This window comes from Sphingomonas sp. TF3 (genome assembly GCF_003985085.1).
Lineage (GTDB): Bacteria > Pseudomonadota > Alphaproteobacteria > Sphingomonadales > Sphingomonadaceae > Sphingomonas.
Map to the genome: position 1 here is coordinate 50,795 of NZ_RWKS01000003.1, position 15,999 is coordinate 66,793.

Below are 15,999 nucleotides of genomic sequence, written 5' to 3' on the forward strand. Positions count from 1 at the left end.
CACCCGTGCAGGCATGACATGATGCCGCTCATGCTCGATGCCCCCCCGCCCGCGCGGTTGCGTTCCCCGGTCCGTACCGCCGCGACGCGGCTTGCGGATCCCGATGCCGCAGCGCAGGCGCTGTTTGCTGCCCTCGACCCGATGACGCTTGCCGGCGTGCTGATCTTCAGCTCCAGTCGCTACGCGCTCGATGGGCTGGCCGAGGCGATCAACCGGCGTAGCGAAGGGCTGTGTGTGGTGGGATGCACCTCTTCGGGTGAAATTACTCCGGAAGGCATCGCCGAGGGCACGATCGCTGCGATCGGTTTCCCGGCGAGTGATTTCACGCTCAACGCTGTCCGCTTCGATCATCTCGATTCGTTCGATGCCAGCCGTGCGCAAAGCGTCGTGCGCGCGCTGGTCGCCGAATCGACCGCCGCCTCGGACGCGCTTGGTCCCGAGGTGACGCGCGCCGCGATCTTCCTGGTCGACGGGCTGTCGCACCGCGAGGAGATGCTCACCGTCACCGTGCAGGATGCGCTCGGCGAAATCCCCCTGATCGGCGGATCTTCCGGCGACGGGCTCGACTTCAAGGAGACCTTCATCTTTCAGGACGGTGCCTTCCGCCGCGATGCCGCGCTCGTCGCGATCCTGTCCTCGGCGCGACCGATGCAGGTGTTTCGCTCGCAGCATTATGCGCCGGGACAGGTCAAGATGGTGATCACCGGGGCCGATCCGGTGGGGCGCGTCGTTACCGAGATCAACGCCGAACCGGCGGCGGAGGAATATGCGCGGCTGACCGGGACGACCGTCAACCAGCTCGGCCCCGCAGTCTTTGCCTCGCACCCGCCGATGGTGCGCGCCGGCGGCGAATATTATGTCCGATCGATCCAGTCGGCCAATCCCGACGGCAGTCTGACCTTCTATTGCGCGATCGACGAAGGTGTTGTGCTGACGCTGGGCGAGGCACGCAACATTCTCGACGGGCTCGGCACTTTGTTCGACGATCTCGATCGCAGTGTCGGTGGGATCGACCGGATCGTCGGGTTCGACTGTGTGCTCAACAAGATCGAGGCCGAACAGCGGCAATTGACCCGCAAAGTCTCTCGCATGTTCGTCGAACGGCGCGTCACTGGCTTCAACACCTATGGCGAGCAGTTCCACGCGCTCCACGTCAACCAGACCTTCAGCGGCCTGGCGATCGGCTGGGGGGACTGATGGCAACGCGGATCGCCGTGCCCCAAAGCCACGATGCCGCGCGGATCGCGGCGCTCGAGGCTGAGATCGTCAAACTCAAGCGCATCAACACCGCTCTGATCGACCGCGTCGAACGCTCAACCGATCTTCAGGGCAATGCCTTCTCGCTGTTCGAGACCGCGATCTCGCTGGAGGGCAAGGTGCGCGAGCGTACCGCCGATCTGGAACAGGCGCTCGACGCGCTGGCGCGCAGCAACGCGGCGCTCGGGATCGCCAAGGAGACGGCCGACGATGCGCAACGCCGCTTGCGCGATGCGATCGAGAGCATCAACGAAGGCTTTGCGATTTTCGATGCCGATGATCGGCTTGTGCTGTGCAACCAGACCTATCTCGGCCTGTGGCCCAAGATCGCCGACCGGATCGTCCCCGGAATCTCCTTTTCCGAAATCACTGACATGATCGGCAAGGACGGCACCACGCTTGGGGCGATGGTCGCACACGACCGCTGGGTGTCCGAGCGGATGGCGCAGCGCATGGTCGCGAGCGGCGGGCATGTCCACGCGCTTGCCGACGGCCGCTGGATCCAGATCAACGAATTGCGCACCAGCGAGGGCGGGATCGTCGGCGTCTATACCGACATCACGGAAGTGAAGGCCGAGGATGCGCGGCTGCGCGCGCGTGAACTCGCCGAGAAGAGCGCGATCCTCCAGGCGACGCTCGATACGATCCCGCAGGGCGTGTGCGTCTACGATGCCGAGCGCCGGCTGGTCGCGTGGAACGATCCCCTGCTCGCAGTAATCGGTCTGCCCGCCGATGGGATCGCGATCGTCGCGACGCATGACGGGTTGGTCGCGGGATGTGTGGCGTTGAACGGACCGATGGAGCCAGACCTGCCGCTCGCTTGGCTCGAAGACGGCGTGCGCGATGCCGTCTCGCTCCGACGTTACCGAAGCGGCAAGGTCGTAGAGGTTCACCGTGCACGCATGCCCGATGGCGGGATGGTGATGAGCTTAGGCGATATCACCGAAAGCCTGCGCGCCGCCGAGCGGCTGCGCGAGACCAACGAGACGCTCGAACGCCGTGTCGAGGAACGTACCGCCGACATCAACGCGGTCAATCGCGAGCTCAGCCGCGAAAATGCCGAGCGCCTCGCGGTCGAGGCGGCACTGCGCGACGCCAAGACTGCAGCCGAACAAGCCAATATCTCCAAGACGCGTTTCCTCGCTGCGGCGAGCCACGATCTGTTGCAGCCGCTTAACGCTGCGCGGCTGTTTGTCGCCGCCTTGAGTGACCGGCGGCTCGCCTTGCCGACGCGCGCGCTGGTGCGCCAGGCGGGGTCGGCGCTCGATTCGGTCGAGGATCTGCTCGAATCGCTGCTCGAGATATCCCGGCTCGATGCCGGTGCGATCGTCGCCGAACCGATCGACTTCGCGCTCGACGAAATGCTGCGCAGCATGAAAGCCGAATTCGCACCCGTCGCGCGCGAGCGTCGGTTGACGCTGCGGATCGATGACGGTGTGTTCTGGGTGCGCTCCGATCCGCGCCTGTTGCGGCGGATTCTGCAGAACCTCATCGGCAATGCGTTACGCTATACCCAGGCCGGGTCGGTCGATGTCTCGGTTCGCGTCGAGGGTGAAATGCTGCAGGTCGAGGTGGTCGACACCGGCCCGGGGATCGCGCCCGAGCATCATGTCGAGATCTTCGAGGAATTCCGGCGAATCGGCGCGCATGGGCGTGATCGCGGGATGGGGCTGGGGCTGGCGATCGTTCAGCGTGCGGCGCGGATGCTCGGCCATGCGCTGACCGTCCGCTCCGCGCTCGGCGAGGGCTCGCGCTTCGGGGTGGAGGTTCCGCTCGGCACGCCCAGCGCGCACGTGTCGCATACCGTCGCGCCATCGCGCAGCGGGCTGCTCAACGATCGGGTCGTGCTCGTGATCGACAATGAGACATTGATCCTCGAAGGCATGTCGGCTCTGCTCGAGGGGTGGGGCTGCACCGTGCTGAACGCACGCGACATGGCGACCGGGATAGCGCAAGCCAACATCTCGCGGCCCAATCTCCTCATTGCCGACTATCACCTCGACGACGGCCAGACCGGGGTCGGCGCGATTGAGGGCTTGCGGGCTGCGGAGGGTGCCGCGATCCCCGCGATTATCATCACAGCCGATCGTACCCCCGAATTGCGCGATCATCTCGCTGCGGCGGGCTTCCACGTCCTGCAGAAACCGGTCAAGCCCGCGCAGCTCCGCGCGCTGATCACGCGGCTCACGCAGTAATGTCAGGCGTCGGTCCCGAATTTCACCTTGTTGACGAGGATGACGGCCTGCGTGCGGCTGAACACCTTGAGCTTGGCGAGGATCGCCGAGACGTGCGCCTTGACCGTCGTCATCGAGACATCGAGCTCATAGGCGATCTGCTTGTTGAGCTTGCCCGCGACGACGAGCCGCAGCACGACCTTTTGCTGCGGCGTCAGGCTGTCGATGCGGCGCTGGATGTCGGCATCCTCGAGCGTCTCGGTGGCCTCGATCTCGTCCATCTCCGGGGCATAGAAATCCCCCGCGAGTACGGTCTTGAGCGCATCGACGATCGCACTGCGCCGCAGCGATTTGGGGATGAACCCGGCCGCCCCCGCCGCCAGCGCACCGCGTGCAAGACCGCGCTCCTGCGCCGCCGAGACGATGACCACGGGTACCGAGGGGAAGCGCTCGCGTAGCGCGATCAGCCCGGAAAAGCCGACCGCGCCGGGCATGTTGAGATCGAGCAGCACCAAGTCGAAATCGCCCTCGCGCGCGATCACCGCGCTGGCTTCGTCGAGCGAGGAGGCCTCGAACAGCTCGCATTGATCGAACGCCACCGCGATGACGGTGCGCAAACCATCGCGCACCATCGGATGGTCGTCGGCGATGAGCACGCGTTCCACGTAATCCAGATCCCCCTGTTGCGCCGTTCCGCTTGCCGAGCGTAGTCCGATTGCGCGGGAAAGCGAAACGGGGGCGGCATTTGCCACCCCCGCCGCACGGCTCCGCTCGACGCCGGATAGAGCCGTGCCGCTCACGATTTCGGCAGCTTAAACACCCACAGCGCACCACCCTGATTGATGTGCTGCACCGCCTTGGCGACTTCGCCGCCCCACAAAGGCACCGCGCCGCCCCAGCCCGACATCACCGCGACATATTGCTCGCCATCGGTTTCCCAGGTGATCGGCGTGCCGACCACGCCCGATCCCGTGTTGAACTTCCACAATTCCTTGCCGCTCTTGGCGTCGAACGCCTTGAGATATCCCTCGGGCGTGCCTGTGAACACGAGGTTGCCTGCCGTGCTCAGCACGCCGCCCCATAGCGGTGCCTTGTTGTTATATTCCCACGCGATTTTTCCCGTCGCCGGATCGATCGCGCGGAGCACACCGATATGATCCTCATAGAGCGGCTTGATCGTGAAGCCGGCACCGAGGAACGCCGCACCCTTCTTGTAGGCGATCGGCTCATTCCAGATATCCATGCCCCATTCGTTGCTGGGCACGTAGAACAGACCGGTCTGCTGGCTGTACGACATCGGCATCCAGTTCTTGGCACCAAGGAAGGCGGGGGCCGCGAACACGGTCGTTCCCTTTTCCGCGGTGGGCGGGCCGGGTCGGTTGGCCTCGACATAATTGGGCCTGCCGGTCTTCAAGTTATAGCCTGTCGCCCAAGTTGTTTTTGAGACGAACGGGGTGGCCTGCAGCAACTTGCCGTTGGTGCGGTCGAGAATGAAGAAATAGCCGTTGCGGTCGGCCTTGGCACCGAGCTTCATCATCTTTCCGCCGCGCATCGCGTCGAACGGGATCAATTCGTTGACTCCGTCGAAATCCCAGCCGTCGTGCGGTGTGGTCTGATAGTGCCATTTGATCTGGCCGGTGTCGGGATCGATCGCGAGCGTAGAGGCGGTGTAGAGATTGTCGCCGGGGCGCAAATGGCTGTTCCAGGGCGCAGGATTGCCCGTGCCCATGTAGATCAGGTTGGTATCGGGATCGTAGGTGCCCCCCAACCACGTCGCGCCGCCACCCTGCTTGTACTGGTCGCCCTGCCAGCTCGCATTGAGCTTGCCGGTCATTCCGTTTTCCTTGCCGCCCAGGGTGCCCATGTTCCCCTCGATCGTCGGACGCGTCCAGATCAGCTCGCCGGTGTTGACGTCGCGCGCCTGGATCTCGCCGATCACGCCGAATTCGCCACCCGAATTGCCGACGATGATCTTGCCGTGGACGATCATCGGCGCGGCGGTGAAGCTGTAGCCGGCCTTGTAGTCGGCGATCTGCTTGTTCCAGATGACCTTGCCGGTGTTGCGGTTGAGCGCAACGAGCCGGGCGTCGAGCGTGCCGAAGATGATCTTGTCGCCGTAGATCGCTGCCCCGCGATTGACCACGTCGCAGCACGGCACGATCGCATCGGGCAGACGCGCGTCATATTCCCATTTCTCCTCGCCGGTTTTCGCATCGAAGGCGAAGACGCGGGAATAGGAGCCGGTGACGTAGATCGTGCCGTCATAGACGAGCGGCTGCGATTCCTGCCCACGCTGCTTCTCCCCACCAAGCGAGGCGGCAAAAGCGGGAACGAGCTTGGCGACGTTGTCGGCGTTGATCGTGGAGATCGCACTAAAACGCTGTGCGCGCGGCCCCATGCCGTAGGTGAGCACGTCGCCCGGGGTGTTGGCGTCGTTCATCAAGTCTGCATCGGTCGGGCCGACCGCCGCCCCCGGCGCAGCGGCCTCCCCCGGTGCGGCATCGGGTGCCGCCACGAGCGGTGCCGCGAGCAGCGCGCTTCCGATTGCGAAAATCGACGTCTGTCGCACAATGCGCTTCATCATCTTCTCCCCTGGTTGTTCTTTACGCCCGCCATTTCCGGCGAGGTCGGCTGCTGCTGCAGTACGATCGCTTCACGCTATCACGGTACGCGCGCCCGCCAATTGGACCTTGGGCCTAGGCGGCGGTCACGATGCGAGCGGCGCGCGCAGCGTCACGCCGTACCGGTCGAAGATCGCCGGAACGGTTTTGTCGGCAATCAGTTCGGGAAGCAGAGTGTCGAGCCGGTCGCCGAGATCGCGGCTGTCGTCCTTCACCGCCAGGCCGATGTCCCAACCCGGGCTGGTCAGCGCCGGGATCGGCCCCTTGCGCGCAACGATCGCGTCGCCGCCCTTCGACAGCGCGTGCTCGACTTGCGCGCGCGTCGCCATTGCGAGATCGGTCTTGCCTTCGCGGACCGAGTCCAACGCGACCATGCCGCTGGTCATGTGCACGACGTCGCTGCGCAGTGCGCCGCCGAATTGGCCGCTCATGTAAAAATCGGGAATGCTGTTGAGCTCGACCGCAATTTTGTGGCCCTTGAACCGGGCCGGCGGATCCTCGCAATCGACCGCGCGGCCGCAGCCGATCGCGAAGCTCTCGCGATAATAGGGTGCGACGATCACGACGCGATCGTTGCGCAACGCAAAGGCGCGGTCGAACGGCGCGTGCATCATGATGTCCGACAGCGTGCCGCCGGTGGCGGGGCCTTTCCACACCATGTTGCGCAAGTCGTCGTCGACATCGTCGCCGGCAAGGAAGTCCCGAAACTCAGGCCTGACGCCCAGCTTGTGCGCGATTGCAGTACCGAGATCGACGTCGATCCCGCGCAGCGTTGCGCCTTCCAACCACGCCCAAGGCGCGAAATCGCGATAGACCGCGATGCGCAGTATGCCAGCGCTCCGGATCTTTTCGAGCGACGCCGCGCGCGCCGGGAATGCGGGGAGCGCCGCAGCCGCGCCGATCCCGGCAATCACGCCACGTCGGGTAAAGCCCGGGTTCATGGCACTAATCCTGGTGCTTGGTGTCGAGCCAGGAGCGGATCGCCCAGCCGGCTTTCTGCCCGAGAACATCGCCGAGCGGCGGCATATAGACCTTGCCGTCGCGCGCCGAGCCATGCTGGTAGCGATTGATGAACCACTCGTCGCCCGCTTCGCCGACATCGAGATAGCGCAGATCGGGCGCAATGCCGCCCGACATCGCTTCAAGGCCATGGCAGCGGGCGCAATTCTGGCCATATGCCGATTCGCCGATCTTGATCGCGGTCGCATTGCCGCGATACGGATTTTTGACGAGCCATGCCTCGCCAATGTCGGGCAGGGCGCTCGTGTCGACCGGTTGCGGCAGCACATTGCCATGCGCGAAGACCGCATTGCCGATCAGCGCGGTGGCAAGTCCCGTCGCCACAAGCAAAGCGAGCATCGACAGGCTGGGGATCTTCATCGGCTTCCTCTCCACGGCTTTCGCGGTCTTCGCGATTGAGTCGGGGATGTAGGCGGGTGCAGGCCTGCGACCCTATTGCACTTAGGTACAGCATGCGCCCGCGCGCGATTGGACTAGACCCGTCTCATGCGGATTTGTCTTACCCTGCCCTTGCTTTGCGCTCTCGCTTTCGGGGGGAGTGCGCGCGCCGAGACGGTCTACGTCTCCAATGAAAAGGGAAACAGTATCACCGTGATCGACGCGACGTCGCTCAAGGTCGTGGCGACCTGGCCGATCGGCAAGCGCCCGCGCGGCATCGTCCTCTCGCGCGACGGCAAGTTTCTCTATGTCTGCGCGAGCGACGACAATGCCGTGCAAGTCATCGACCGCGCGACGGGCAAGGTCGTCGCTGACTTGCCGTCGGGCGAGGACCCCGAGCAGTTCGCGCTATCGCCCGACGGTACCATGCTGTTCGCGGCGAACGAACGCGACGCTGCGGTGACCGCGATCGATGTCGCCAAGCATGTCGTCGCCTGGCAAGTCGATGTCGGGGTCGAACCCGAAGGGATGGCGGTCAGCCCCGACGGCAAGACGGTTGTCTCGACCTCGGAGACCGATGACTCGGTGCATTGGATCGATCTCGCCAGCCACAAGGACTTTGCGCAGACTGCGGTCGGGATGCGCCCGCGCCACGCCGAATTCACCGCCGACGGCAAGGCGCTGTGGGTCAGTTCGGAAATCGGTGGCGAAGTGCAGATTCTCGACACGACCAGCCACGCGGTGACCAAAACGATCGCCTTCGCGCCGCCGGGGGTGTTCAAGGACAAGATCATGCCGGTCGGTATCCGCTTCACGCCCGACCGCAAACAGGCCGTCGTCGCGTTGGGGCGCGCCGATACGCTTGCAATCGTCGACGTCGCGAGCGCGACGGTGACCGGATACATCCCGGTCGGGCGGCGCGTGTGGCACTCCGCGATCGATGCCGCAGGGAGCCGCGTCTTTTCGGCCAATGGACTTTCGGACAATGTCTCGGTGGTCGATCTCGCGACCAAGGCCGTGATCGCGACGATTGCTGTGGGCCGCGCGCCCTGGGGCGTCGTCGTCGCGCCCTGATCGGACGCCGCGCACCACGCACCAAAGTCCAATTCCCCGATCGCCGCCGCGGGCGCAGCGTTGGCGCACAGGCACCGCGAAAGGCGGGCCGCTATCAGGGGGAGGATATCCGTGAGGGGCACCACAACATTGCTGCAGGCGGTCTGCGCGGCCGCATTGCTGGCGGGCGCGACGCCCGCATTCGCGCAAGACGACACGACCAGCGCCCTGCTGCTGCGGCTGAAGGAGAAGGGCATCCTGACGCAGACCGAATATGACGATCTGATCGCGCGCAAGCCACCCGCCGCGCCACCCGCCCCACAACCCGCTGCAGTCGCGACCAACCCGACCGCCGAGCCGCAGGCCGCAGCTGCCGCGCAGCTCGACGACAAACGGCTGGTGCGGATGACGAGCAGCGGGATCGGCATGGAAGTCGGCGGCGTGACGGTGAAGTTCTCGGGCTCGGTCAACGCCTTCTATACGCATGATTCGCCCGATAAGCGCCTTGCCGGCACGACGGTCGTCGGCGGTCTCGCCAATACCGGCCCGCAGAACAGTTCGGCGATCCGCAACGGGCTGCTGCCGGGCATCTTCGGGCTCGACGTGTCGACCAACCAGGGCGGCTGGGACATTGCCGCGCACTTCGGCTTCTATCCCGGCATCAACAGCAATTCGTACGGCGGCAATGGTGCCAACGCCGCCGGTGCGCCAGTCGCGCTGGCGACCGCAGGGATCGATGCCCGGCAGACCTATATGACGATCGGCAAGCCGCATCTCGGCACCTTCAAGCTCGGGCGTGACATCGGCCTGTTCGGGTCCGATGCGATTCTGAACGATATCACCCTGCTGTCGGTTGGCACGCCGGGCAGCAATGCGGGCCCGTCGAACACCTCGCTCGGGCGGATCGGGATCGGCTATATCTACACCGACTTCCAGCCGCAGATCACCTACACCACGCCCGTGTTCGGCGGCTTTCAGGCGTCGGCAGGAATCTTCCAGCCGTTGTCGACGCTGACGGGCGGGGCCGAGGTCAACGGCACGCCCGGTTTTCAGGGTAAGGTCACCTATGACTTCAAAGCCGACACATTCACGGGTCACCTGTGGGCGTCGGGCATTACGCAGAAGCATGACGGCTTTGCCGGCACGCCGAGCTATACCGGCAGCGGCTTCGATGTCGGTGGCAAGCTCGGCTATGGTCCGCTGAATGTGCTCGGTTATTATTATGGCGGGTCGGGGCTGGGGACGACGGCGCTGTTCGTCTTCTCGACCGATGCGCTCGGGCGCAAGCGTGACAGCAGCGGCTTTTACGGTCAGGCCAGCCTGACCTTCGACAAGTTCACGGTCGCGGGGAGCTATGGGCAGAGCAAGCTCGATCTCGCGCGTGGCGAGGTCAACCCGACGTTGCTCGACAAGAATAGCAGCTGGGTTGGACAGCTACGCTACGGCCTGACGAGCTGGGTTACGCTGCTCGCCGAATATATCCATACCAAGGCGGAGGCGCAGGGCCCGAACGAGGCCAAGTCCAATACCGTATCGGTCGGGTCGATCCTGTTCTTCTAATTGTGCAACTATGCGGTGGCGGGGGCGGTTCGATTGAACCCATCTCGCCACCCGTCCTATTTTGAAAGCGCCGGCCCGTCATGCGTCGCTCGTCATTCCTTCCGTTGCTGGCGTTGGTGGTTCCATCGTCTGCGCTCGCGCAGCAAAGCCCCGCACCGTCTGCCGATCCCGCCGATATCGTGGTGCTCGGCCAGCCGCTTCCGCTTCCGCCGGGGATGCCGGCCTATGGCTCGGTAACGATCGGCCGTTCGCGCTTGACCAGCGATGCGACTGGGCGGGTCGAGGACGTGCTGCTCGACGTTGCGGGGTTCCAGCAATTCCGCCGATCGGACAGTCGCTCGGCCAACCCTTCGGCGCAGGGTGTGACGTTGCGCGCGCTCGGCGGCAATGCGTCGAGCCGCGCGCTTGTGCTGCTCGACGGTGTCCCGCTGGCCGATCCGTTCTTCGGGTACATTCCCTTCAATGCGATCTCGGCGGATCGGCTCGCTGGCGTGCGCGTGACGCGCGGCGGCGGCGCGGGTGCGTTCGGTGCCGGTGCCGTCGCGGGGACAATCGAGCTGGCGAGTGCGACCCGCCACGACCTGCCGACGATTGCGGCGGAGGCCTTCTACGGCAGCAACAACGCGCAGGAAGTGTCGGCAAGTGTCTCGCCCGATATTGGCGGCGGGTTCGTCAGCGTGTCGGGCAAGTTCGAGCGCGGCGACGGTTTTTACACCACGCCGCCATCCCAGTTCACCGCCGCGACCGTCCGCGCGCGCTACCGGGATGGATCGGGCACCATTCGCGCGGTCGTGCCGATCGATGCGCAGACCGAACTCCAGGTGCGCGGTCTGCTGTATCGCGACGAGCGGACGCTCCGCTTTGTCGGCGCGAACAGCAGCAGCGAGGGGGAGGATGCCAGCGTCCGGCTAATCCATCGCGGGGATTGGGCGATCGATGCGCTGGCATATGTCCAGGCGCGCAATTTTTCCAACCGCGTAATCAGCGCGACCAGCTTCAAGCTCACGCTCGACCAGCGCAACACGCCGGCGACGGGGGTTGGCGGCAAGATCGAGCTGCGCCCGCCGGTCGGGGCCGACCATGTTCTGCGCATCGGTGCCGATGTCCGGCTCGGCGACGGCGAATTGTACGAAGACGCCTATGCCGCGAGCGGCGCGGTCACCGCGCGGCGCAATGCCGGGGGACATACCAGCACGACCGGCCTGTTCGTCGAGGATGACTGGACGCTCGGGCGACTGGTGCTGACCGCTGGTGTTCGTGGCGATCGCTGGACGATCACCCAGGGCTTCTTCCACGAGGCCAGCGCGACAGGCGCGACGACCACCGACACGCGCTATCCCGACCGTCATGGGTTTGAGGGCACCGGGCGCGCGGGCGCGCTGTTCCACGCGAGCGACGCACTCGCGCTGCGCGCGGCGGGTTATACCGGCTTCCGCTTGCCGACGCTCAACGAACTCTATCGCCCGTTTGTGGTTTTCCCGATTACCACGCAAGCCAATGCGGCGCTCGGGCTCGAACGGCTGCGCGGAGCCGAGGCCGGGCTCGACCTCACGCCGGTCGCTGGCGTCACCCTCGGGATCACCGGCTTCTACAACCGCCTCGACGGCGCGATCGCCAACGTCACGATCGGGCCCAATCTGCGCCAACGCCGCAACGTCGATGCGATCGTCGCCAAGGGGATCGAGTTCACCGCGCGGGCCGCGCGCGGGCGCTTTTCGGTCGATGGCTCCTATGCGTTCAGCGACAGCCGGGTCCACGCATCGGGTGCATCGCGACAGCTTGATGGCTTCATCCCGGCGCAGAGCCCGCGGCACAGCGGCAGCGCGACGCTCGCCTGGGCATCGCCGCGTGGTTTCGCCGCCTCGCTCACCGCGCGCTATGTCGGCAAGCAATATGAGGACGATCTGCAGACCGACGTGCTCCCGTCCGCGACGACGCTCGACGGGGTGCTCACACTGCCCGTCGCCAGGCGTGTGGCGGTCGTCCTGCGCGGCGAAAATCTTTCCGGCGAAACGGTGATCACCCGCAACGCGGCGGGATCGATCGACGTCGGCACCCCGCGCACGCTGTGGATCGGCGTGCGCTTGCGATGAGGAAGACAGACGTGACGCCAGATATCTATCCCGTTCCGACCAACTGGGCGACCGAGGCGACGATCACCGCGGAACGCTATGCGACGGACTATGCCCGCTCGCTCGACGACGCCGATCGGTTTTGGCTCGAACAGGCAGAACGGCTCGACTGGTTCACCCCGCCGAGCGTGGCCAATCAGAGCAGTTTCCACGAAGCCGATTTCGGCGTGCGCTGGTTCGCCGATGGGGTGCTCAACGTCTCGGTCAATTGCATCGACCGGCATCTCGCGACGCGCGGCGATCAGGTCGCGATCGTGTGGGAGCCCGACGCTCCCGATCGCCCTGCGCGCCACATCACCTTTACCGAACTCCATGCCGAAGTGTGCCGCTTCGCCAACGTGCTGAAGGCGCAGGGCGTGCGTAAGGGTGACCGCGTAACGCTATATCTGCCGATGATCCCCGAGGCGGCGTTCGCGATGCTGGCGTGCGCGCGAATCGGCGCGATCCATTCCATCGTCTTCGGCGGCTTTTCGCCCGAGGCGCTGGCCGGGCGGATCACCGATTGCGACAGCCATATCGTCATCACCGCCGACGAGGGCTGTCGCGGCGGCAAATGCGTCCCGCTCAAGGCCAATGTCGATGCCGCCGCCAAACTCACCACCTGCCTCGACACGGTGATCGTGCTGCGCGCGACCGGCGGCCCCGTCGCGATGCAGGACGGACGCGACGTCTGGTATCACGAGGCCGCGGCGCAGGTGGATGCCGAGTGCCCGCCCGAATGGATGAACGCGGAAGATCCGCTGTTCCTGCTCTACACGTCGGGATCGACGGGCAAGCCCAAGGGCGTGCTTCACACCACCGGCGGCTATCTGCTCTGGGCGGCCTATACCCATGCCTGCGTGTTCGATTGCCGCGACGGCGACACCTATTGGTGCGCCGCCGACATCGGGTGGGTCACCGGGCACAGCTATATCGTCTATGGCCCGCTCGCCAACGGCGTTACTACGCTGATGTACGAGGGCGTGCCCAACTGGCCGACCCCGGCGCGGATCTGGCAAGTGGTCGATCGCCATCAGGTGACGCAACTCTATACCGCGCCGACCGCGCTACGTGCGCTGATGCGCGAGGGCGACGGCTTCGTCACGCAGACCAGTCGCGCCTCGCTCCGCCTGCTCGGTTCGGTCGGCGAGCCGATCAATCCCGAGGCGTGGCGCTGGTATCATGAGATCGTCGGTGAGGGGCGCTGCCCGATCGTCGATACATGGTGGCAAACCGAGACCGGCGGGCACATGATTACGCCGCTGCCCGGTGCGACGCCGCTCAAGCCCGGTGCGGCGAGTGTCCCGTTTTTCGGGGTCGAGCCGGCGCTGGTCGATGCGGCGGGCGTGGTGCTCGAGGGAGCGATCGAGGGCAATCTCGTCCTCACGCGGAGCTGGCCGGGGCAGATGCGAACCGTCTGGGGCGACCATGCGCGCTTTTTCGAGACCTATTTCTCGGCCTATCCCGGCGTCTATTTCACCGGTGACGGCGCACGACGGGACGCCGACGGGTATTGGTGGATCACTGGCCGCGTCGATGACGTCATCAATGTTTCGGGGCATCGCATGGGAACTGCCGAGGTGGAATCGGCGCTCGTGCTGCACCGCGCCGTCGTCGAGGCGGCGGTGGTTGGCTTCCCACACGACATCAAGGGGCAGGGGATTTACGCCTATGTCACGCTCAATACCGGCGAGGTGCCGAGCGCAGCGTTGCGCAAGGATCTGGTGGCGTGGGTCCGCACCGAAATCGGCCCGATCGCAACGCCCGACGCGATCCAGTTCACCCCCGGCCTGCCCAAGACGCGGTCCGGCAAGATCATGCGCCGGATCCTGCGCAAGATCGCCGAGGGGGACATCGCCACGCTCGGCGATACCAGCACGCTGGCCGACCCGGCGGTGGTCGACGATTTGATCGCCAACCGCGTCGGATAACACACGCGTCTCGCCGTGTTGCCGCGCGAAAGAGAGCGCTCCGTGTGCGCAGGAGCCTATGCGGAGCGTCAGCGCCCTGCGTCGATCCGGGGCAGGAGCTCGGCCTCAAGCCCCGGATAGAGATGAGCGACGGAGCGCTGCAGTTCGTAGCGCGCGGCCTGCAGCGTCGCGAAACGCGCCGGGATCATGACGTTGCCCGCCGCGACATTGTCGTCGCCGGCGATGACCGACGCGCGCAGTGTGGCGGCGAGCCAGTCGAGCCAGTCGCGCGTCTGGACGATCGCAGTGGCGGGGGTGGGATCGACCGGGCCATGTCCCGGCACGACGCGCTTGTGACCCAACGCTTCGAGCGTCTTCAGCGAATCGTGCCATTTCGCCAGGTCGGCATGTGGGGTGGAGGGCGCGCGATCATGGAACACGAGGTCGCCTGCGATCAGCGTTCCGCTCGCTTCGTCGAGGATCGCGAGGTCGGCCGGGCTGTGCCCCGCCAGCGGGAGCAGTCGAAACCGCCGTGTCCCGAATGTCTCGCGATCGGCCGTCAGGATCGTGCCCGGCGGCGTGAATTCGGTCCCGCGCATCCAATCGCCGAGCAGCCGGTACATCCCATCAGAAAAGCCGGCACCCTCGCTCTTCAAGAGGTTCGCCAATTGTGGCGTGGCCGCGACGATCCCGGGCGCGAAAGCGGCGGCACCATAAATATGGTCGGGGTGGAGATGGGTCAGATAGACGCGAACCACCGGCTGGCCGGTCAGCGCTTGGGCCGCCTGCTTGAGCGCGACGCCATAGCGCAGCGACGGGCCGCAATCGACGAGCACGGTCCCGCCCTCGGTTGCGAGAATCGTGATATTGGCGATCGCGCCACCATTGGCCATCGCGATCGGCGCATCGACGCCTCGCACGACCCACAGCCCATCGGCAACCTTCTCGGGATTGATCCGATAGGCGAGCGGCTGGGCGTGGGCCGGCAGCGCGATCGCGCCAAGCAGACCCGCCAATGCGATCCGGCGATCGATCATCTAGCGGACCGCGGCCAGCGCGGGTGTCGCCTCGCGCACCGCGAGCGACCCGTCATAGCGGATCCCGTTGGTGTCGCTGGCGCGCACGGCCACCGTCTCGCCCGCTGCTGTCTCGGCGATGATCGAGATCGTCGGATCCTCGGCGACCGACGCCTCGATCCGCATCGTTCCGTATGCCTTGCCCGCCCCGCTCAGGGTGAGCGTGTCGAGATTGTACGTCGGGATGTTCGCGACGAAGCCGGTATCCATCGGGTGGCGGAAGGCCACCCGGATGTGTGTGCCGTCGGCCCCGCGCACCGCGACACCGCGGACTTCGCCGAGATGGTCTGCCCAATCGCCCCTGACACGACTTGTCGGCGGGGTCGAGCAGCCCCCGCCCGCTGCATCGATCCAGCCGCCGCCGACGAGCCAACTGCCATCGGCGAGCTGCACCGCACCGCGCACCGGGGTGCGCTGGTCGAGCTTGATTCGCGTCGCAAGAAACGCCCGGGCACCGGCGAGCGTATAATCGATCGCAAGCGGAATTGGGTTAAGGTCGGCGAACAGCAGGATACGCTTCACCCCCTCAATGCCGCGCGCGTCGACTGTCACGGGAAAGCTGGTCTGGTTTTCGGCGATTTCGGGAAAGATCACATGAACGCGATCGTCGAAGCGGACGGGGTCGTTGCCGAACAGCGTGTCGCCCAATCGCTGCCACATCGGCGATCCGAGCGGATCGGCGGGCAGGGTCGCGTGCGCCGGTAGCGGTGCCAGCGCCAGCAATAGCCCCCCGATCCAGGGTAGCGACGATACGACCATAATCTTCTCCCAAAGCACAGCTTAGCAGCGCGGCGACGCCTGCTACTATGCGACTTTGGGCCAAGCGGAGCGTTGCGGAT

12 protein-coding genes are annotated in these 15,999 nt (G+C 65.6%); 6 read left to right on the plus strand and 6 right to left on the minus strand.

Going from position 1 to position 15,999, the window contains the following annotated elements; genetic code table 11:
- Nucleotides 1-18: 18 nt before the first annotated feature.
- Both EJC47_RS03095 and EJC47_RS03100 read left to right on the plus strand, forming a co-directional pair.
- On the plus strand, nt 19-1,197 hold the full coding sequence (locus tag EJC47_RS03095; protein ID WP_052192057.1) for an FIST N-terminal domain-containing protein: 1,179 nt from the start codon (nt 19-21) through the stop codon (nt 1,195-1,197).
- Complete coding sequence (locus EJC47_RS03100; RefSeq protein ID WP_126845450.1) at nt 1,197-3,452, plus strand: hybrid sensor histidine kinase/response regulator; 2,256 nt, start codon at nt 1,197-1,199, stop codon at nt 3,450-3,452. Before EJC47_RS03095 ends, EJC47_RS03100 begins: the two co-directional genes overlap by 1 nt.
- 2 nt (nt 3,453-3,454) lie before the next feature.
- Here EJC47_RS03100 and EJC47_RS03105 read toward each other — a convergent pair whose 3' ends face one another.
- The 4 genes from EJC47_RS03105 to pedF form a co-directional block, all read right to left on the minus strand.
- Complete coding sequence (locus EJC47_RS03105; RefSeq protein ID WP_409574469.1) at nt 3,455-4,063, minus strand: LuxR C-terminal-related transcriptional regulator; 609 nt, start codon at nt 4,061-4,063, stop codon at nt 3,455-3,457.
- A 164-nt stretch (nt 4,064-4,227) separates the two neighbouring features.
- Nucleotides 4,228-6,015 (minus strand): methanol/ethanol family PQQ-dependent dehydrogenase, encoded by a 1,788-nt coding sequence (locus EJC47_RS03110; RefSeq protein ID WP_171010502.1) that lies wholly within the window; start codon nt 6,013-6,015, stop codon nt 4,228-4,230.
- A 123-nt stretch (nt 6,016-6,138) separates the two neighbouring features.
- Entirely contained in the window at nt 6,139-6,993 is an 855-nt protein-coding gene (locus tag EJC47_RS03115; protein ID WP_126845452.1) for a substrate-binding periplasmic protein, read from the minus strand.
- 4 nt (nt 6,994-6,997) lie between these two features.
- Complete coding sequence (gene pedF / locus EJC47_RS03120) at nt 6,998-7,411, minus strand: cytochrome c-550 PedF (RefSeq protein WP_052192066.1); 414 nt, start codon at nt 7,409-7,411, stop codon at nt 6,998-7,000.
- A 147-nt stretch (nt 7,412-7,558) separates the two neighbouring features.
- On the opposite strand from pedF, the gene EJC47_RS03125 reads away from it, so the two are divergent.
- The 4 genes from EJC47_RS03125 (at nt 7,559) to acs (ending at nt 14,105) form a co-directional block, all read left to right on the plus strand.
- Nucleotides 7,559-8,524, plus strand: coding sequence for a PQQ-dependent catabolism-associated beta-propeller protein (locus tag EJC47_RS03125; RefSeq protein ID WP_033963533.1), 966 nt, complete (start codon nt 7,559-7,561; stop codon nt 8,522-8,524).
- Nucleotides 8,525-8,635: 111 nt separating this feature from the next.
- Nucleotides 8,636-10,063 (plus strand): porin, encoded by a 1,428-nt coding sequence (locus tag EJC47_RS03130; RefSeq protein ID WP_126845453.1) that lies wholly within the window; start codon nt 8,636-8,638, stop codon nt 10,061-10,063.
- A gap of 80 nt (nt 10,064-10,143) precedes the next feature.
- Nucleotides 10,144-12,156, plus strand: coding sequence for a TonB-dependent receptor plug domain-containing protein (locus tag EJC47_RS03135; protein WP_126845454.1), 2,013 nt, complete (start codon nt 10,144-10,146; stop codon nt 12,154-12,156).
- Nucleotides 12,153-14,105, plus strand: a complete 1,953-nt coding sequence (acs, locus tag EJC47_RS03140) for an acetate--CoA ligase (protein WP_409574468.1) — start codon at nt 12,153-12,155, stop codon at nt 14,103-14,105. The genes EJC47_RS03135 and acs overlap by 4 nt, the downstream gene beginning before the upstream one ends.
- 68 nt (nt 14,106-14,173) lie before the next feature.
- Here acs and EJC47_RS03145 read toward each other — a convergent pair whose 3' ends face one another.
- Complete coding sequence (locus EJC47_RS03145; protein ID WP_126845456.1) at nt 14,174-15,121, minus strand: quinoprotein relay system zinc metallohydrolase 1; 948 nt, start codon at nt 15,119-15,121, stop codon at nt 14,174-14,176.
- Nucleotides 15,122-15,919, minus strand: a complete 798-nt coding sequence (locus EJC47_RS03150) for a quinoprotein dehydrogenase-associated SoxYZ-like carrier (protein ID WP_033963539.1) — start codon at nt 15,917-15,919, stop codon at nt 15,122-15,124.
- Nucleotides 15,920-15,999 lie beyond the last annotated feature (80 nt).